We start from the raw sequence: 17,874 nt of genomic DNA on the forward strand, positions 1-17,874 counted from the left end.
ACCGATTGTGTGCTCGCTCTCCCGCTTGCGGGATAGGGTCGGGGTGAGGGCCAGGGAGGTCAACGAAGTCAACCCCCCAGCGTTTGCAGCAAAGCTCAGTTCTCCTGCCACGGCATCTCTTTCCACAGCTGACGGAAGCCCGTCTCCCCGCGCTCCAGCTCCGCGCTGTAGGCGGCCGGCGCCAGATAGTGCAACGGCGCATACATCGCTTCGGCCTGCTGGCGGAACTGCGGATCCGCGACCACGCGCGCCATCGCCTCCACCAGTTTCTTCCTGACCGGCTCAGGCAGGCCCTTGGGCGCCGCTAGGCCGCGCAGCGAAGCCAGCTCAATGTCGAAGCCCTGTTCGCGGAAGGTGGGCACGTTCGGGGCCAGCGTTGCCCGTGTTGCGCCCATTTGGCCAAGGAACTTGATCGGCGAGCCGCCTTTCTGGTACTGCAGCGCTTCGCCCACGTTAATGGCCCCGATGGTGAGCTGCTGCCCGACCAGCGCCGCACGCACGTCGCCTGCGCCCTTGTAGCCGACATGGGTGAGCTTGACGCCCGCGGCCCTCTCGAACAGCAGCATGGCGAGGTGGTCGTCCGAGCCGACGCCGGTGGTGCCGACTGACACCTCCCCCGGATGCGCCTTGGCATGGCGGATCAGCGCGGCCAGCGAGTCGATGCCGTTGCTGTTGTGCACCGTGAAGCCGCCCGGATCGTCGACCAGGTTGCCGATCAGGTCGAAGCTGCGCCAGGTGAAGGTGGTCTTGCGCTCGATGGGAATGGTCAGCAGGTTCGGCGTATTGATAAAGCCGATGGTGTAGCCGTCCGGCGCGGACCGTGCCAGTTCGGCGAAGCCGATGGCGCCGCCCGCGCCGGGCTTGTTCTGCACCACCACCGTGGCGCCGCCGAGTTGCTTCTCGAGGTGGCGGGCCAGCAACCGTGCCACCAGGTCCGTCCCGCCCCCGGGACCGTAGGCCACGATCATCTGGATAGGGCGGTTGGGATAGGGCGCCTCTGCCTGTGCGCCGGTCGCGGCGGCGAGGCCGCAGGCCAGCGCGAGCGCGCCGGCCAGGCGAAGGGGAAAGCGCCGGCGCCATTGGTCTTGGGTCGGGTGCATGGTTGGTGTCTCCTCGCCGGTCTGGTATGCCAGCGTGTTATGTGTAAAGAATAGTCTGCGGAATTGCGGGCTAAGGTGTGACCGATGACAGGGCGGCAGCCTGCATCACCGCCGCAATGCGCAGGCGCGCTCGCGGCCAGACTTCGGGATTGACCAGCCGCTCGGGCCGCTCGCCACTGGTCAGCAGCGTGACGATTTGAGTGGCGGCCAGTTCGGCGTTCCTGCGCCGTGCCTCGTGAGTAACGCCAGCGGTGTGGAAGGTGGCGACGACGTTGTCCAGCGCGAGCAAGGGGTGGGCGCGTGGTGGCGGCTCCTGGTCCCACACGTCCAGACCGGCGCCGGCAAGATGGCCGCTGGCCAGCGCCGCATGCAGCGCGCCCTCATCGTGGATGCCGCCGCGCGCGGTGCTGACGAAGATGCTGCCCGGCCGCATCGCGGCAAAGGCGGCGCCATCCATCATGCGCAGCGTGGTGGCATCGCGCGGGCAATGCAGCGAGACGATGTCGGCACTGCGCAGCAATTCCTCGAAGGACACGGCCTGTGCGCCGCGTGCGGACAGCTCCGCCGCATCCAGCGCCGGGTCGCACCCGATCACGCGCATGCCCAAGGCGCGGCCGAGTGCGGCGACGCGGCGGCCCGCGTGGCCCACGCCGACCAGGCCGAGCGTGCGGCCGCGCAGTTCGTTGCCCATCAGGTCCTCACGGCTCTCGCAGTTGTGCGCGCGCAGGCTGCGGTCGGATTCGGCGATGCGGCGCAGTACCGCGAGCATCAGGCCCAGCGTCATCTCCGCCACCGAGTCGGCGTTGCCGCCGGCCTGGTTGAGCACCGCGACGCCGGCCTCGGTGCAGGCATCGATGTCGATGGTGTCGCAGCCGGAGCCGCTGGACGACACCGCCAGCAGGTTCGGGCAGCGCGCCAGCAGCGCGGCGTCGGCGAACCAGCGGCGCGGGATCTCGTCCTTGGCGGCCGAGATCTGGTAGACATGGGCGCCGGACAGCCGGTCCCAGGCGGCCGCGTCGGCGCCTTCGCGGGCGCAGGTGTGCAGCGTCAGGCCTGGCGTGGCCGTAATGATGCGGTCAAAGGCTGCGTCCAGCCAGTGGTCGAAACGGACCACCGTGCCGGCGGCAGGCATCAGCAGGACGGGCGCGTTCATACGACCACCCCCTTTTCGCGCAGCGTGCGCTCGACCCAGCTCCGATCGGCGCGGCCTTGCGCGATCGACTCGAGCACCGCTGCTTCGGTGCGTTGTACGTTCTCCACGCGCGCGGCGATTTCCTCGGCATCCTCGGCCGCAACGACCAGCAGGCCGTCGCCATCGCCCAGCACCAGGTCGCCGGGGCGCACCACCATGCCGTCGATGCAGACGGGCACATGCAATTCGCCGGGACCGTCCTTGTAAGGACCGCGGTGCGAGACCCCGCGCGCATACACGGGCAACGTCTCCTTGCCGATCGTATCGCTGTCGCGGATCAGGCCGTCGATGACGAAGCCCGCTGCGCCGCGCGCGATCGCCAGCGCCAGCATGATCTCGCCGATGATGGCATTGGGACCGGCGCCGCCGGCATCGACGACGATCACATCGCCGGGTCCGCAGAGGTCGAGGGCCTTGTGCACCATCAGGTTGTCGCCCGGGCGCGTGCGCACGGTGAGGGCGCGGCCGGCCATGACGCCATCGCGCCGGTGATAGGGCCGCAGCCGCGTGGTGCCGACGGTGCGGCACATTGCGTCGCTGACATTGGCCACCGGGAAGCTGCGGTAGCGTTCCAGCAGCGCGTTGCTGACAGTCGGCGCCGGCTTGGGGTGGATGCGAAAGCCGTGAAGCGTGCTCATCGATAAGTCTCCGGGTGAGGGGGCATGTGGGGTAGTGAAGCGGCAGGCCGGATGCAGGCAGGGCCGATGTCTGCCAGCCGGGTCAGGCCGAGCATTGCCATATCGCGCGAGATCTCGGCCTGCAACAAGTCGATGGCGTGCGCCACGCCGGGGGTGGACCCGACCGTCGCCGCATAGGCGAACGGCCGGCCGACAAAGACGCAACGCGCGCCGAGCGCGAGCGCCTTGATTACGTCGGTGCCGCGGCATACGCCGCTGTCAAGCATCACCGGCAGGTCGGGCACGGCGTGCACGATCTCAGGCAGGACGCGCAGCGGCGCGATGGCGCCGTCGAGTTGCCGGCCGCCGTGGTTCGAAACGATGATCCCGTCCACACCGTGCCGACGCGCCAGCAAGGCGTCTTCCGCGGTCAGGATGCCCTTGACCACCAGCGTGCCTTGCCAGCGCCGGCGGATGGCTTCAAGGTGCGTCCAGGTGAAATGCGCGCGGTCGGAGAAGTCGCGCAGCACGCGCGATGACAGGATAGGCGCGCCGCGGTGCGCATAGGCGTTCTCGAAGTGCGGCATGCCGTGCCGCAGCAGCGTGCGCGCAAAAGTGCCGAGCAGCCAGCGCGGATGCGTGATGCCTTGCCATGCCAAGCGCAGGCTTGGCCGCAGCGGTGTCGAGAAGCCGGCGCGCACGTTGTTCTCGCGATTGCCCGCAACGGGCGTATCGACGGTGATCACCAGCGTCGATACGCCTGCCGCCTCGACGCGCGACAACAGCCCGTCGATCTGCGCCACGTCGCCGGGGAGGTAGGCCTGGAACCAGGTGCCGGGCGCGGCTGCCATCACTTCTTCCAGCCGGATCAGCGATGAACCGCTCATGATCGCCGGCACCGCGGCCTGCTGCGCGGCCTGCGCGAGCACGATATCGCCGCGGTAAGCGAACAACGCGGCGATGCCCATGGGCGCAACGCCGAAGGGGGCGGCATAGCGCCTGCCGAACAGCTCGAAGTCCAGTTCGCGCGTGGCCACGCCGGCAAGCACGCGTGGCCGCAACGCGATCTCGGTGAAGGCGCGGCGATTCTCCGCCAGCGAGACGCTGTCCTCCACCGCACCGCTGACGTAGGCGTACAGCGGCCGGGGCAGGCGGCGGCGGGCGAGCGGTTCAAGGTCGTTCAGCGAAAGCACTTGGCGGCGCAAGGTACCTGCGCCGCTTGCGCTTGCAGTCGTCACGCGCGGCGCGGAAGCGGTGCCGACGGCATCTGTGGCGCGGTCAGCGGCGTTTTCTGCAGCAGGGGCATGAAGAGCTGACATGATCGATAGGGGGCCAAGGCGACGACGAGGCTTCAATCTAGCCACCGCAAGGAATCGATAAAAGCGAAAAATAACGAAGCTATAATTTCGCTTTTAGGAAACTAATAATCGCCGCCCGCGGCGCGGATCCCATGACCCTCAAGCAACTGGAAGCCTTCTACTGGGCCGCGACCTGCCTCAACTTCTCGGTAGCCGCCGACCGCTGCCATCTGTCCGTGTCTTCGCTGTCCAAGCGGGTGGCCGAGCTTGAAACCTCCCTCGGCGTGCAGCTGTTCGACCGAAGCGGCCGCCGCGCCGAACTGACGGCGCAGGGCGAGCAGATGCTGCCGCGCATCCGCGAATTGCTGCGGGTCGCGGCCGAGTTGCAGCAGTCAGCGGGGCAGAGCCGTGGCCTGCAAGGCCGTTGCCGCGTGGGCCTGGGCGAACTGAGCGGCCTGACCTGGCTGCCCCGGCTGGTACGGCAGACGGCCATCCGGCACCCCGAGCTTCAGCTCGAGCCCTACGTCGATATCGGTCAGGTGCTGGAGCAGCGCCTGGAAGATGGCGAACTCGACCTCGCGGTGATCGCCGGGCCGTCATCGCGCAGCAGCCTCGCGTCGGAGCGGATCGCGCAGGTCGACTTTGTCTGGGTCGCGAGCGAGTCTTTTATCGACCAGACCGGCACCGACGATCCCCGGCGGCTGATGGCGGAGCAATTGCTGCTGTCCCTGCCGGTCGGCGCGGGCGGCACCCGGGTGCTCGACCAGTGGCTGGCCACCCGTGGCATGGCGGTCAACCGTCGCCTGGTGTGCAACAGCTGGGGCGCTGTGGTCGGCATGGTGGCGGAGGGGCTGGGTTTCGCCTTCATGCCAAGGCAGTGGGCCGAAGCGCTGGAAGCGCGCGGGGTGTTGCAGATCCTGACGAAGGGCGGCGCGCTGGAACCGCTGCACTATGTCGTGCAATGGCGTCGCGACGACGCGCGCCTGCTGATCACGGAGATGCGCGATGTCATCAAGGACGTGATCGAATTCCAGGCGCCGCGTTGCCTGGTGTAGACCGCGTCTCGCAGGGTAGATTTGGCCCAAGGTGTGCAGATTTCGCACGCGGCAGTACAACCGTCGCCTCTATGAGTGGCAGTGGCGCGCCAGTTGCACGCCTGGAACGACATTTGCGAGGGATTTTTTTAACCCGCCGGCAGATGGCGGGCCCTGAACAGCGCCGCGGACATTGCATCTGCCATGGCCCGTGCCGGATGACCGCGGCCGTCATGGAGACGACCATGCCAAGGGCATCGAGCATAGCCCAAGCCAGGGCAGACAAGAGAGCAGGCAAGTCGCCGACCACCCAGGCCGGCCATTTCGTTCACGACGAGATCGAAGCCGTGCGAAAGGGTAAGCACGGCGTGCGCTCGGCCAAGCAGGCCATAGCGATCGGTTTGTCGGAGGCACGCCGCGCTGGCGTCGATGTGCCGCCAAAGAAGGGCGCGACCAAGGCGGAAACCAAGGCTGCTGCCGCCAAGGCTGCACCGCGACGGGCGAGTTCAGAAAGCACGGCCAAGCGGTCCCAGGCCGCGCTCAAGGCACTCAAGCGCGAGAGCACCGCCGGTGCTTCTCCCAAGGCGCTGTCTGCCCAGGCCAAGAGCGCGGCAAGCAAGCGCACGGCGACCGATCGCTCGGCTGCCGCGAAGAAGGCCGCCAGCACCAAGGGAGCTGCCGGTCGCTCCGAAGCGGCCCGCAAGGCCGCTAGAACGCGTGCGGCAAGGAAGGAGTCAGCCCGTTAGCGAACCAGCGTACCGCTGTCGGCAAGCTGCGCGCCTGGCACGCCGCGTTCTCCGGCGTTCACCGCACTGAACCGACACGGAGGTAAGCCACCCACTCTCTCGCCGGCTTCGACTGTGCGGTCGAGCAGCGAGTAGGTCTCTTCGGCCAGGGGGCTGGCGTAGAATCTGTCGGTGCGCCCTCGGAGCCCGGAACGCCGGGGACACCGGCTTCGATCATGGCGCGTTTGGCGCTGACCTTGTCGCCCATGCGCCGGATCGAAGCCGCGGTAGGCCCGATGCCCAACCCGTCCCTTCCAACGGCTTCGGCAAAATCCGCGCTCTCGGACAAGAACCCATATCCGGGATGCGATGGTCTTTCACGTCGTGTGTCCGAGGCTTCCCCCAACGGAAGCAACTTCTCCGACCCCCCTGAATTGAGAGCCATAGATGCGATCGCCCCGCAAGCTGTTTCACATGGCCGCCCTGCTGGCCTCACTTGCCGTCGTCGGCCAGGCGCCCGCGGCGCCCTACCCGGATCATCCTGTCGAACTCGTGGTGCCAAGCACGGCGGGCGGTGGTACCGACACGGTTGCGCGGGCCTTCAGCGAAGCCATGCGAAAGTACCTGCCGCAGCCGCTGACCGTGGTGAACAAGCCAGGTGCCAGCGGCGCCATCGGCATGACGGAAGTGGCCCGCGCCAGGCCCGATGGCTACAAGCTCGGCATCATCATCGCGGAAGCCGTGATCGTCCCGCATCTCGGGCCGACCACCCTCGACGCCGCCGAGCTGGTGCCGATCGCGCGCCTGAATGCCGATCCGTCGGCGATCACGGTCAAGGCCGACTCGCGCTGGAACACCATCGAGGCGTTCCTGGCATTCGCCGCGGCGCACCCGGGGGAGGTGCAGGTCGGGAATTCCGGCCCGGGCTCGATCTGGCACCTGGCGGCGACGGCGCTGGAGGACAAGGCGCACGTCAAATTCAATCATGTGCCGTTCTCCGGTGCGGCGCCGGCCCTGGTGGCGTTGATGGGCGGGCATATCGACGCGGTGGCCGTCAGTCCGGCCGAAGTATCGGCCTATGTGGCCGCAGGCAAGGTGAAGACGCTCGCGGTGATGGCCGGGCAGCGTGTCAGGGGCTTCGAGAACGTTCCGACGCTGCGTGAGCGCGGTATCGACCTCTCGATCGGCACATGGCGCGGACTGGCCGCGCCCAGGGGCACGCCACCTGAAGTGCTCGAAACCCTCGCGGCCGCCAGCCGCAAGGCGGTGGCGGACCCTGTCTTCGTGGCGGCGCTGGGCCGGCAGAACCTTGGGATTGCCTATGCCGACGCGGCGACCTTCAAGGCGATGATCGCGGCAGACAACGCGGTGATGAAGGTACTGGTGGCCAGGACCAACCTGCGGAAGTGAGGCAGCGTGTCCGTATCAGGCGGCTGCCCGGGCGGCAAAGGCCGCGAGGTCGAAGCGCGCGGCGGGCTGCCGCCCGGCGAGCGCGTCCAGCAGGTTGCGCGTGGCGAGTTCGGCCATGGCGCGCCGGGTCTCATGCGTGGCCGAGCCGATATGGGGCAGGGCTGTCACCCTGGGATGGCTGCGCAGCGGTGAATCCTGCGGCAGGGGCTCGGTGGCGAAGACGTCCAGCCCGGCCGCGCGCAGGTGGCCGCTGTCGAGCGCCGCGAGCAGCGCGTCTTCCTGCACGATCTGGCCGCGGGCGCCGTTGACGAAGATGGCGCCCGGCTTCATCAGCGCGAACTCGCGCCGGCCCATCAGGCCACGCGTGCTGTCGGTCAGGGGCAGCGTGACGGCGACGATATCGGCTCGCTGCAAGGCATCGTCGAGATCCGTCCGGGTGGCGCGTCCCACCAGGTCAGGCGGTTCCGCCGCGGTCTCGTTGACGTAGAGCACCTCCATGCCGAAGCCGAGCGCCGCGCGTCGCGCCACGGCCTGGCCGATGCGTCCGAAGCCCAGGATCGCCAGGGTCTTGCCGTGCACGTCCCAGCCGAACAGGCCCTCGCCGATGTTGGCGGCCCAGCGGCCTTCGCGCACATGCGCCGCAAGCTCGACCAGGCGGCGGCTCGTGGCCATGATGAGCGCGAAGACGGTGTCGGCGGTGGTCTCGGTGAGTACGCCGGGCGTGTGGCACAGGGTGATGCCGCGCCGGTGCAGGCAGGGAAGGTCGTAGTTGTCGACTCCGACCGAAATACTCGAGATCACCTCCAACTGGCCCGCTTCGGCCAGTTCCGCTGCGCCCAGCTTCACGCTGGAGCCGATCAGGCCATGGGCGTTTGCCAGCGCGGCGCGGAAGGCAGGCAGTTGTGCCGGCTGGCGCGGGTCGGCCACGATCACATCGTGCTCCGATTCGATCCTGGCGAGCAGGTCATCAGGAATCGGGCGGAACACCAGGACATTCTTGCGCATCGGTAATCCTTGCAGTGGCTTCACAAACTGGCGGCCGCCAGCTGGGCATGGGTCGGCAGGCCTTCGGTATCGCCGCGCACCTGCACCGCGCGGGCGCCGATCCAGGCGCCGCGCCGGACGGCGTCGCGCACTGGCCGGCCCTCCAGCAGCGCGCTGATCACGCCGACGGCAAAGCCATCGCCGGCGCCAACGGTATCGACAACATGCTCGACGCTGAATGCCTCGACATGGCCGGTGCCGGCCTCGCCATCGAAGTAGGCGCCGTCGGCGCCCAGCTTCACCACCACCAGCCTGGCGCCGCGCGCACGATAGAAGGCGGCAATGCGTTCCGGCTCGGCGTGGCCGGTGAGGAAGCGGCCCTCTTCGATGCCGGGCAGCACCCAGTCGCACTGCTGCGCCAGGTCGTTCAGCGTCTCCCGCATCAACTCGGGAGACGCCCACAGCGTGGGCCGCAGGTTGGGATCGAACGAGATCGTGCGGCCGGCGGCCTGCATGGTGGCGATGGCCTGGCGCGTGGCGGCCTGCGTGCCTGCGGCCAGCGCGGGGAACACGCCGGTGACGTGCAGGTGCCGCGAGCGCCGCAGCCACCTGCCGTCCAGGTGCTCCGGGTTCATGCGGCTCGCCGCCGAGCCGCGGCGGTGGTATTCGACGGGCGGATCGCTGCCGTCGTCGACCCGGCCCTTGAACTGGAAACCGGTGCGCTCACCGGGCTCGCACACCACCTGGCTGCAATCCACGCCTTCGCGCTGCATTTCGCCGAGCAGGTAGCGGGCCATCGAGTCGTCGCCCAGCCGGCTGGCCCAGCCAACCTTCAGGCCCAGGCGCGACAGGCCGATGGCCACGTTGGTCTCGGCACCGGCGGTGCGCTTGTGGAACGTCTGCGCGCCTTCGAGCGGCCCGGCTTCGCCGGCGACCAGCATCAGCATCGCCTCGCCCAGCGTGACCACGTCAAGATCGGTGCTCATGCGGGGACCTCCACCGAACGCAGCAGTTCGACATGATGGCGCGTGACCTGCACCAGGTCTTCGCCTTGCAGCGGGAATTCGATCGCACGCGCAACGTGCGTGGGCAGGCGGCGCAAGACGCTGCGCCATGGTGCCGCTGACTGATCAAGCGGGACCGCGATCCATTTGGCAGGCGTGTGCTGCACGCCTTTGCAGTGCACGTAGCCGACGCCGGCGCCGAAGACCTGCGCGGCGTCGAGCGGGTCTTCGCCGGTCCAGTGCCAGTTGCCCATGTCGAAGGTCATCGGCACGTTCTCGCCGAGCGCCGTGATACGCGCGAAGAAGTCGCGCAGCGGCGGTACGGTGCCGGCCTGGGCGGTCTGGTCGTTTTCCACGAGGAGTTCGATGCCATCGTGCCGCAGCCAGGGAAGCAGTGCTTCCAGTGCCGTGCCTTCCCGATAGCCGCCAAGCGACATCTTGACCCGGGTCGCACCGAGCGCCAGCGCGGTCGTGAAGGCACGGTCGAGCGCGGCGGCATCGAGGCTGCCGGCTTCGCTCCAGAGGCCTTCCGGGCTGGACCAGACCACGCTCAGCCCATGCTGCCGGGCGACCTCGCGCTGTTCAATGACTTCATCCTTGTGCCCGCGCTGGAGTTCGCCGCGGAATTCCACGCCGTCCGCGCCGGCTGCCGCGGCAATCCGCGCGAGTGCGGCCTGTCCGTCGCGCAGGGCGAAGTCGGCGCCATAGGCTGTCAACGAGATCAGCACCGGCGGGCGCGAAGCACCATCTGCTTGCCAATGGCTCATTTCAGTGCTCCCGCGCCGAGGAATTGCTGCAGTTCCGGTGTCCGCGGCTGCGCGAACAGCGCCTTCGATGGCCCCGCCTCGTGGACCTTGCCCTGGTGCATGAAGATGGTGGTATGCGCCATGCGGCGCGCGAACTCCATTTCATGCGTGACCAGCACCATGGTCATGCCGGAGGCAGCGAGGTTCTCCATGACCCGAAGCACTTCCGCTGTCAGCTCGGGGTCGAGCGCGGAGGTGACCTCGTCGAACAGCATCACCTTGGGCTCCATCGCCAGCGAACGGGCGATGGCCACGCGCTGTTGCTGGCCACCCGAGAGCTGCTCGGGGTAGCAGTCCTTCTTGTCGAGCAGGCCGACCTGGGTCAGCACCTGGTCGACGATGCCGTCGATCTTGCTGGCTGCCATCTTCTTCACGATGGACGGCGCCAGCGCGATGTTCTCGCCCACGGTCAGGTGCGGAAACAGGTTGTAGCTCTGGAACACCATGCCCACGTCGCGGCGCAGGTCGAGCAAGCGCTTGCGGTCGTGATCCAGCTTGTGCCCGGCGACGGTGATGTCGCCGGCGTTGATCGTCTCCAGGCCATTCAGGCAACGCAGCATGGTGCTCTTGCCGGAGCCGCTGCGGCCGATGATGGCGACCACCTGGCCCGGCTCGATCGCAAACGAAACGCCCTTCAGGACTTCGACAGCGCCATATGACTTGTGCACGCCTTGTGCTTCAACGATTGACATGGAGCCTCCTTTCCATGCGCCGCGCCGCCGCCGACAGCGGGAAGCAGAGCGCGAAGTAGATAAGTGCGACGACGACGAAGACCGCGAAGGGCTGGAAGGTCGCGTTGTTGATCAACTGGCCGGCGCGGGTCAGTTCGATGACGCCGATGATGGAAGTGATCGAGGTGTTCTTGACCAGCTGGACCGAGAATCCCACCGTGGGCGGCAAGGCCAGCCGCACGGCCTGCGGCAGCACCACGTAGCGCAGCTGCTGCCAGCGGGTGAGGGCGAGCGCTTCGCTGGCTTCCCACTGTCCTTGCGGCACGGCCTCGATGCAGCCGCGCCAGATCTCGCCAAGATAGGCGCTGGCGTAGATCGACATCGCCAGCATGGCCGCGACCATCGGCGACAGCTTGAGCCCGAGCACGGAGAGTCCGTAGTAGCTCAGGAACAGCACGATCAGCACCGGCGTGCCTTGCACGACCTGGATATAGGCCGTGCTGGCGAGGCGCAGCATCGGGCTTCTGGAGGTACGTGCCAGCGCCACCAGGAAGCCGGCCAGCGTGCCGCCGACGAAGGCGAGCAAGGTCACCCACAGCGTCCAGCGCGCTGCCAGCAGCAGGATTTCAAGATGATTCCAGGAGAACTCGGTGATCATTGCGCGCTCCCTGCAGCCGCTGCCGTCAGTTCTGCCTGCGCCATTGGCGCGATGCGGGCTGTGCGGGCCAGCTTTCGTGCGCGCGCCACCACGCGGCGCCGCTTGAACACGAGGTTGCCGATCAGGCCGAATATGGCGCGCAGCATCAGTGCCAGGCCGATATAGACGAACATGACCAGGATGTAGCTCTCGAAGGTGCGGAAGGTCTGCGAATCGACCTGGCTGGCGACCGCTGTCAACTCTTCCACCGAGATCGTCGACACCACGCTCGACGTCAGCATCATCAGCGTGAACTGGCTGGTCAGGGCCGGATAGACCTTCTCGAAAGCCGGCACCAGCGCGACGTGGCGGATCAGCTGCCAGCGTGTCATGCCCAGCGCGGCGGCGGCCTCGAGTTGCGAGCGGTGAACTGCCTGCAGGCCGGCCCGGATGATTTCCGTCGAGTAGGCGCCGAGGTTGACGGTCATGGCAATCACCGCGGCGGTGACGGCATCGATCTGCAGGCCCACGGTTGGCAAGCCGAAGAAGATGATGAAGAGCTGGATCAGGAAGGGCGTGTTGCGGATGGCTTCGACATATGCCCTGGTGGCACGCTGCAGCCAGGGGCCGCCAAAAGCGGCGGCAATCGCGCCGGCGCTGCCGACCACGGTGCCAAGCAGGATCGAGCCGAAGCTGAGCGCCAGCGTCATCGCCGCGCCTTCCGCGAAGCGGTCCAGCTGCGACAGCACCGGGTTCCATTCGAATTGGTAGTTCATGCGGGTCTCCTGGCACGCCGGCTGGCGCCGGCGCGCAACTTCAGACGGCCTGGTTCAGAACGCTTGCAGCGCAGGCAGCGCCTTGCCGGTCCACTTCTGCGCGATGGCGTCGAGTTCGCCGTTCAGCTTGATGTAGGAGATGGTGGTGTTGAGCCACTGGCGCAGCTCGAAGGCGTCGCGGCGCACGGCCATTGAATTGGGCTGCACCGAGAACGCGAACTTGGCGTCGAACTTGCCGGCACCGCGCGCCTTCATGATCTCGTTGCCGGTGGTATTGGGCAGGGCAATGGCTTCGACCTGGTTGCTGATCAGCGCCTGCGCGCAGGTGGCATCGTCCTCGAAGCGGACGATGTTCATGCCGGGCACGGCCAGCCGGGTCAGCGCGGTGTCCTGCGTGGTGCCGCGCGTCACGCCCACCTTCTTCTTCCCGAGTTCCGTCAGCCTGGCGTACTTGGCAGCGACGGGCGCGAAGATGGTCAGCTCGAACGCGCTGTAGGGTGCACTGAACATGATGGCCCGCGCCCGCTCGGGCGTCGGCGCCAGCGTGGCGACCAGGAAATCGACCTTGCCGGCCTCCAGCGCCGGAATCCGGCTGGGCGAGGTGAGCGGAACGATATCGACCGGCACGCCCAGGTACTTGCCGAGCAGGTTGGCCACGTCGACGTCATAGCCGGCGGGCTTGCCGGTGGCGTCCGTGGTGCCGAAGGGCGGGGCGCCGGTCACCACGCCGATGGTGACCCTGCCCTTCTTGACGATCTCGGCGACGGTCTGCGCCTGGGCGGTGAAAGCGGCGCTGGTCAGGACCAGCAGAGTCAGCACGGGCGCGGCTGCGCGGCGCAACAAGCGTTGGACGTTCATCATGTCTCCTGCACGTTTATGGAATGTGTCGCTGGCGTCGCAGCGTTGGGCAAGCACCGTCTTGAAACCGGTTTCAGGATTATAGGAAACCGGTTTCAGAGATCCAGCAGTGGAAACCCTTACGGTCAAAAACTGCGTTTGGCGGATGTGGAAACAGGCACGTCAGGCACCCGCTGGACGTGCGCAGCGGGTGCAGGCGTGGATCAGGCGGGCACGGCGGGCGCCGGTGGGGAAGGGCTCTGCGATCAGGCGCGGCGGGTCGATCCGCGCGTGACCAGCGTGCCGGGCAACAGCACCCGGCGCGGCGGCAGCTGCGTGCCTTGCAGGCGCTCTATCAGGCAGTTGGTGGCAACGCGCCCGATATCGTCGGTGGGCTGGGAAATGGCGCTGAGGCCGGGACCGACCAGTGCAGCCCATTCCGGATCATCGAAGCCGATCAGGCCCAGGTCGGCGCCAAGCTGCCACCCTAGTCTGGCGGCCGATGCGGCCACGCGCAGCGAGATCACGGCGTTGGCCGCCAGCACGGCAACGGGTGCCTGTCCGGCGCCACGGCGCAGCGCGCGCAGCGCTTCATCCAGGGCATCGTCGTCACCCCGCTGGGCTTCAAAAACGGTCCCTCCAACCGTGTCCACGTGTTCGGCGACAAAGGCCTGGAACGCGCGCGCCCGCTCGTTGCGCGAGCTGATGGCCTTGATCGGCTCGCTGATGAACAGCAGGCGCCGGTAGCCGGCTTCGACCAGGTGGCCGGCGGCTTCCTGGACGGCGGTCTGGTTGTCCAGGGCCACCAGGTCGACTTCGGCATCGCCGACCTTGCGGTCGACCAGGACCACTGGCTTGCCCAACTGCGCCGCATCGGCCAGGGCGCCGGCATCGTGGCCCAGCGTGTGCAGGATAAAGCCCTCGACCCGGTAAGCCGACAGCGAGCGAATGGCTTCGCGCTCCAGTTGCTCGTCATTGCCGAGGTTGAACAGCATCACCATGTAGCCGGCGTCGCGACAGGCCTTCTCAACGCCGCGCAGCACGGCCACCGAGAACGAATTGGAGACATCCGCGACCACCAGGCCGATCAGGCGCGACTTGCCGCGCTTGAGCCCCTGCGCTATCGGGCTGGGGCTATAGCCGAGCGCGCGGATGGCCGCGGCGACGCGCGCCTCCACGTCCGCGGAAAGCTGCTCGCCGCCCCGGTTCAGGTAGCGCGATACGGTTGCCTTGGACACGCCCGCATAGTCGGCAACGTCCTGGATGGTGAGTTTCTCTGCAGGTTTCTGGTCGGACACAGGTCGGATAACAGGGCGCGGCATAGGGTTCGGGTCTCGGTGAAACCAGTTTCACGATTATGCCTCGGGCGTGTGGGGATGTGCCAGCCTCCGGGGCGATTGGGCTCCGATACCTGGTGCGGCAAACCGTCGAAGGGCCAGACCCTTCGACGGTTATCCCGAATGAGCCAGCGCTACCGCATCGGCACCTGCCGGAAACCGAAGCAGCCCGGACCTGTCGTTGGCGGCACGCCAAACCGCTTCGGCCACCTCGGCCTCGGTCGTCACCGCTGCCGGTTGCGAGAGGGAAGCAAAGATGCCCTGCGCGCAAGACGCGTATGCCTCGGGGATCAGGCCCTCCATGCGCGGTCCCCCGTTGCTGGTAAAGCGCGTGGTCGGTCCGTAGCCTGGCTCGACCAGCTTCACGCTCACGTTGAACGCTTCGAGCTCGAACGCGAGCGATGCGGTGAAGCCTTCGATGGCCATCTTGCTCGCGGTGTAGACGGCTACCATCGGCATCGGCGCCAGCGTCGTGCTCGAGGTCACGTTCACCACCACGCCCGACCTGCGCGCACGGAACTGGGGCAGCACCGCCTGGGTCATCGCCATCACGCCGAACGTGTTGGTCTCGAACACCTCGCGCGTCGTGGCCATCGGAGTGGCCTCGAAGGCGCCAAACAGGCCGATGCCCGCGTTGTTGACGAGCACGTCGATGGCTCCGCTCGCTGCAAGCGTGGCGGCGATGCTGTCGGGCTTCGTCACGTCGAGCGCCAGCACGCGGATCCGGTGGGATCGGGGCAAGAGTTCTTCGTTCGGCGTTCGCATGGTGGCGATGACGTTCCAGCCCTGCGCGTGGAAGTGGCGCGCGGTTTCAAGGCCATAGCCAGAGGAGCAGCCGGTAATCAGCACGGTTTTCATGAGGGTTTCGGTGGTGGTTTGGATGCCGGCAACGATAGCGGGGATGCGACGGACTGCCTACAATGAAAAGTCCAGATTTCATTTGCAATCGTCCGGCGATGAGCGATCCCCTGTCAGAAGTCATCTCGCTGCTTCAGCCGCGTGCCGTGTTCTCGAAGTCCATCAGCGGCGCCGGCCGCTGGGGTGTTCGCTACGCTGACTTCGGCCAGCCAAGCTTCTGCGCCGTGCTCGAGGGCAGTTGTCGTCTCGCCGTCGACGGCCAGCATGCCCTCACGCTTGAGACGGGCGACTTCGTGCTCCTGCCGGCAACGCCGGGCTTCACCTTGTCGGGCTTTGAGCCGGTGGCGCCCGAGCGCATCGACCCCAAAGTCACGCCCGCGCCGATGGGCGAAGTTCGTCACGGCAGGCGCGGTGGACGCCCCGATGTGCGACTGCTCGGCGGCTACTTCGTCTTCGACTCGTCCAATGCTGCGTTGCTGGTGTCGCTGCTGCCGGCGCTGGTGCATGTGCGCGGCGCCGAGCGGCTTTCGGCAATCGTGCGGCTCGTCAGCGAGGAATCGGGTGAACGGAGGTCGGGGCGCGAGCTCGTGCTCACGCGCCTGGTGGAGGTGCTGCTGATCGAAGCGCTGCGCTCAACTTCGGGGGAGGACGCGCCCCCGGGGCTGCTGCGTGGCCTGACCGATACGCGACTCGCGTCAGCGATGCGGCAGATGCACGCCGATCCCGCGCGCTCGTGGACGGTGGCCCAACTCGCCAGGAAGGCAGCGCTGTCGCGCTCGACCTTTTTTGAGCGCTTCACGCGCGCCGTGGGAATGCCACCGATGGAATACCTGATCGCCTGGCGCATGGCCGTGGCGAAGGACCTGCTCCGTCGCCATGACATCGGGATCGCCGAAGTGGCTGAACGGGTCGGCTACGGCTCGGCAACTACCTTCAGCACCGCGTTCAGCCGGCACGTCGGCCAACCACCGAGTCTCTACGCGCGCAAACGCTAGAACGTCGTGTTCCACGCAGGGGCGAAGAAACCCTGATAGACGCAGATCGACTCACCGTCGAGCGCATCGCCAGCCTGACGGGCTTCACCGACCCGAACGCATGCGGCGGGCATTCCTGCGAATCTTCGGCGAACCCACCTGCACGAAGACCTCTCGGTTGAAAGGCTCGCAGATTCCGTGCATATGAGCCCACGCCACTTCGGCCGCGAGTTCCGGCTGAACACCGGTCAATCACCCGCACGTGCAGTCGAGCAGCTGCGCGTTGAAACGGCGCGCATCCTGGCAGCCAGGAAGATAAAGATTGCACTGCCAGAGAACGTGGCCATCGACGCCGAAGTCGACCTCGGCATGGCGGGCGATGCGTATTGCCTGCAGGCGCGCCTCAACGTGCACGTCCCAGGCGTGGAGCGCGAGACCGCGGAGGCCCTGGCGCACGAGGCGCATCAGACCTGCCCGTATTCCAAGGCCACGCGGGGCAACATCGACGTCACGATCAACGTGGTCTGAGGGGCGCGCGCGTGAAAGCGATAGGCGATCCCGCGCCGGCTCGGCTGAGCGTTGCCTGCTCGGCGCAGACAAGCCGGCTCAAACTGCGCGCGCCAGTCGCGCCTGCAGCACGTTGCTGATACCGGCGCCGATCGCGCCGAGCACACCGGCAGCGGCCAGCGCCCCTAACAACATCAGCGACGGTGGCTGGCTCGCAGCAAAGAAACTGATCAGGCCAAGGAAATAGGCAAGCGGATTGTTGATCCGTGGCAGCGCGCGCAGGCTGAGCACGAGTACCACGTCGCCGAACACCGCGAGCGGTGTAGCCAGGTCACCGAAGCGCGGCGTCAGCCATCCAATCAGCAGTCCGGTCGCAGCACCGAAGACGATGCCGAGCAGGAATGCCGCAAGGTTCGCTGCGCCTTCGCGCGCCGTCTGCGAGCCTGTGTTGAATGCGACCCAGCCAAGGAACATGGCCCAGGCGGGTAGCGCTGCGGTGAGCGTCAGGAAAGTCGTAACGGCAGCCACCACGGCCCCGATCAGGGTAATGCCATGGAACGTGCCTGGCGGGATATTCAGTGCCGCAGCCTGTACCGAAATGCCAATCTTCGGCATGGGAGCCTCCTTCCGGAAGATGACCTGCCCGGTTGGCCTCAGGCAGGTCACGGTGTGTGTCAGACCAGGTTGGTCTCGACGTGGATGTTGCCGTGCAGGGCCTTCGAGTATGGGCAGGTCCGGTGCGCGGTATCCACCAGTGCCTGGGCCACTTCACGGTCGATGCCGGGGATGTGGACATTGAGCCGGGCCTGCAGCAAATAGGCCTCGCCAGCCATGCCCAGGTCAACCTCGGCGTCGACCGAAAGCTCGGCCGGCAGCTTCACTTTCATCTTGCCGGCGGCCAGCCCGATCGCGCCGATAAAGCATGCCGACCATCCCGTGGCGAGCAATTGCTCCGGGTTCGTGCCCGGTCCTTTGGTGCCCGGCGAGGACAGTTGAAGGTTCAGCCGGCCGTCATCGCTATGGGCTTCGCCGTCGCGTCCGCCTGCGGTGATGTGGACTTTGCCGGTGTACAGCACTTTTTCGATACGGGTCATGATGCGCTCCTTG

General features: G+C 67.2%; 20 protein-coding genes and 1 pseudogene. 5 read left to right on the top strand and 16 right to left on the bottom strand.

Features of this window, described 5'->3' with window-relative positions; genetic code table 11:
* Window positions 1–95 precede the first annotated feature (95 nt).
* The 4 genes from AC3WRR_RS09380 to AC3WRR_RS09395 all read right to left on the bottom strand — a co-directional run bounded on the left by AC3WRR_RS09380 (window position 96) and on the right by AC3WRR_RS09395 (window position 4,102).
* Window positions 96–1,100 carry a tripartite tricarboxylate transporter substrate binding protein gene (locus AC3WRR_RS09380; RefSeq protein ID WP_010810296.1) on the bottom strand — a complete coding sequence of 335 codons (1,005 nt, stop codon included), beginning with the start codon at window positions 1,098–1,100 and terminating at the stop codon, window positions 96–98.
* Window positions 1,101–1,170: 70 nt separating this feature from the next.
* A complete protein-coding gene (locus tag AC3WRR_RS09385) occupies window positions 1,171–2,253 on the bottom strand; it encodes a hydroxyacid dehydrogenase (protein WP_492296768.1) in 1,083 nt (360 codons plus the stop codon).
* Window positions 2,250–2,930 carry an RraA family protein gene (locus AC3WRR_RS09390; protein WP_058696494.1) on the bottom strand — a complete coding sequence of 227 codons (681 nt, stop codon included), beginning with the start codon at window positions 2,928–2,930 and terminating at the stop codon, window positions 2,250–2,252. Before AC3WRR_RS09390 ends, AC3WRR_RS09385 begins: the two co-directional genes overlap by 4 nt.
* A complete protein-coding gene (locus tag AC3WRR_RS09395) occupies window positions 2,927–4,102 on the bottom strand; it encodes an alpha-hydroxy acid oxidase (RefSeq protein WP_143010637.1) in 1,176 nt (391 codons plus the stop codon). Before AC3WRR_RS09395 ends, AC3WRR_RS09390 begins: the two co-directional genes overlap by 4 nt.
* Window positions 4,103–4,359: 257 nt before the next feature.
* On the opposite strand from AC3WRR_RS09395, the gene AC3WRR_RS09400 reads away from it, so the two are divergent.
* Window positions 4,360–5,262, top strand: coding sequence for a LysR family transcriptional regulator (locus AC3WRR_RS09400; protein ID WP_454749667.1), 903 nt, complete (start codon window positions 4,360–4,362; stop codon window positions 5,260–5,262).
* A gap of 224 nt (window positions 5,263–5,486) precedes the next feature.
* Entirely contained in the window at window positions 5,487–5,987 is a 501-nt protein-coding gene (locus AC3WRR_RS09405) for a DUF6496 domain-containing protein (RefSeq protein ID WP_013953401.1), read from the top strand.
* 163 nt (window positions 5,988–6,150) lie between these two features.
* Here the strand turns inward: AC3WRR_RS09405 and AC3WRR_RS09410 are convergent.
* A pseudogene (locus tag AC3WRR_RS09410) lies at window positions 6,151–6,336 on the bottom strand (biotin carboxylase N-terminal domain-containing protein); the annotation flags it as partial.
* Between the two features lie 77 nt (window positions 6,337–6,413).
* On the opposite strand from AC3WRR_RS09410, the gene AC3WRR_RS09415 reads away from it, so the two are divergent.
* Window positions 6,414–7,376 carry a Bug family tripartite tricarboxylate transporter substrate binding protein gene (locus AC3WRR_RS09415; RefSeq protein ID WP_011617487.1) on the top strand — a complete coding sequence of 321 codons (963 nt, stop codon included), beginning with the start codon at window positions 6,414–6,416 and terminating at the stop codon, window positions 7,374–7,376.
* Window positions 7,377–7,391: 15 nt separating this feature from the next.
* Here the strand turns inward: AC3WRR_RS09415 and AC3WRR_RS09420 are convergent, their stop codons facing one another.
* From AC3WRR_RS09420 to AC3WRR_RS09460, 9 genes are all read right to left on the bottom strand, one after another.
* A complete protein-coding gene (locus AC3WRR_RS09420) occupies window positions 7,392–8,381 on the bottom strand; it encodes a 2-hydroxyacid dehydrogenase (RefSeq protein WP_492296771.1) in 990 nt (329 codons plus the stop codon).
* 20 nt (window positions 8,382–8,401) lie between these two features.
* Window positions 8,402–9,346: a sugar kinase gene (locus tag AC3WRR_RS09425; protein WP_010810288.1), complete on the bottom strand. Its 945-nt coding sequence runs from the start codon at window positions 9,344–9,346 to the stop codon at window positions 8,402–8,404.
* Window positions 9,343–10,131, bottom strand: coding sequence for a sugar phosphate isomerase/epimerase family protein (locus tag AC3WRR_RS09430; protein WP_492296772.1), 789 nt, complete (start codon window positions 10,129–10,131; stop codon window positions 9,343–9,345). The genes AC3WRR_RS09425 and AC3WRR_RS09430 overlap by 4 nt, the downstream gene beginning before the upstream one ends.
* The gene (locus AC3WRR_RS09435; protein WP_010810286.1) at window positions 10,128–10,862 is read right to left on the bottom strand and encodes an amino acid ABC transporter ATP-binding protein; all 735 of its coding nucleotides are present in this window, start codon (window positions 10,860–10,862) and stop codon (window positions 10,128–10,130) included. Before AC3WRR_RS09435 ends, AC3WRR_RS09430 begins: the two co-directional genes overlap by 4 nt.
* Window positions 10,849–11,499 carry an amino acid ABC transporter permease gene (locus AC3WRR_RS09440; protein WP_010810285.1) on the bottom strand — a complete coding sequence of 217 codons (651 nt, stop codon included), beginning with the start codon at window positions 11,497–11,499 and terminating at the stop codon, window positions 10,849–10,851. The genes AC3WRR_RS09435 and AC3WRR_RS09440 overlap by 14 nt, the downstream gene beginning before the upstream one ends.
* The gene (locus AC3WRR_RS09445; protein ID WP_439671974.1) at window positions 11,496–12,254 is read right to left on the bottom strand and encodes an amino acid ABC transporter permease; all 759 of its coding nucleotides are present in this window, start codon (window positions 12,252–12,254) and stop codon (window positions 11,496–11,498) included. Before AC3WRR_RS09445 ends, AC3WRR_RS09440 begins: the two co-directional genes overlap by 4 nt.
* A gap of 54 nt (window positions 12,255–12,308) precedes the next feature.
* A complete protein-coding gene (locus tag AC3WRR_RS09450) occupies window positions 12,309–13,112 on the bottom strand; it encodes a transporter substrate-binding domain-containing protein (RefSeq protein ID WP_439670025.1) in 804 nt (267 codons plus the stop codon).
* Between the two features lie 245 nt (window positions 13,113–13,357).
* Entirely contained in the window at window positions 13,358–14,413 is a 1,056-nt protein-coding gene (locus AC3WRR_RS09455; RefSeq protein WP_492296774.1) for a LacI family DNA-binding transcriptional regulator, read from the bottom strand.
* A 129-nt stretch (window positions 14,414–14,542) separates the two neighbouring features.
* The gene (locus AC3WRR_RS09460) at window positions 14,543–15,286 is read right to left on the bottom strand and encodes an SDR family oxidoreductase (RefSeq protein WP_010810281.1); all 744 of its coding nucleotides are present in this window, start codon (window positions 15,284–15,286) and stop codon (window positions 14,543–14,545) included.
* Window positions 15,287–15,384: 98 nt separating this feature from the next.
* Here AC3WRR_RS09460 and AC3WRR_RS09465 point away from each other — a divergent pair, with 98 nt between their 5' ends.
* Both AC3WRR_RS09465 and AC3WRR_RS09470 read left to right on the top strand, forming a co-directional pair.
* Window positions 15,385–16,281, top strand: coding sequence for an AraC family transcriptional regulator (locus AC3WRR_RS09465; protein WP_174549449.1), 897 nt, complete (start codon window positions 15,385–15,387; stop codon window positions 16,279–16,281).
* Window positions 16,282–16,419: 138 nt separating this feature from the next.
* Window positions 16,420–16,788: an AraC family transcriptional regulator gene (locus AC3WRR_RS09470; protein WP_255266277.1), complete on the top strand. Its 369-nt coding sequence runs from the start codon at window positions 16,420–16,422 to the stop codon at window positions 16,786–16,788.
* A 78-nt stretch (window positions 16,789–16,866) separates the two neighbouring features.
* Here the strand turns inward: AC3WRR_RS09470 and AC3WRR_RS09475 are convergent, their stop codons facing one another.
* Entirely contained in the window at window positions 16,867–17,382 is a 516-nt protein-coding gene (locus AC3WRR_RS09475) for a DUF1097 domain-containing protein (protein ID WP_010810278.1), read from the bottom strand.
* Between the two features lie 59 nt (window positions 17,383–17,441).
* Complete coding sequence (locus tag AC3WRR_RS09480) at window positions 17,442–17,861, bottom strand: organic hydroperoxide resistance protein (RefSeq protein WP_010810277.1); 420 nt, start codon at window positions 17,859–17,861, stop codon at window positions 17,442–17,444.
* Between the last annotated feature and the right edge of the window lie 13 nt (window positions 17,862–17,874).

The organism is Cupriavidus sp. FW305-3-2-15-C-LB2 (assembly GCF_058787575.1).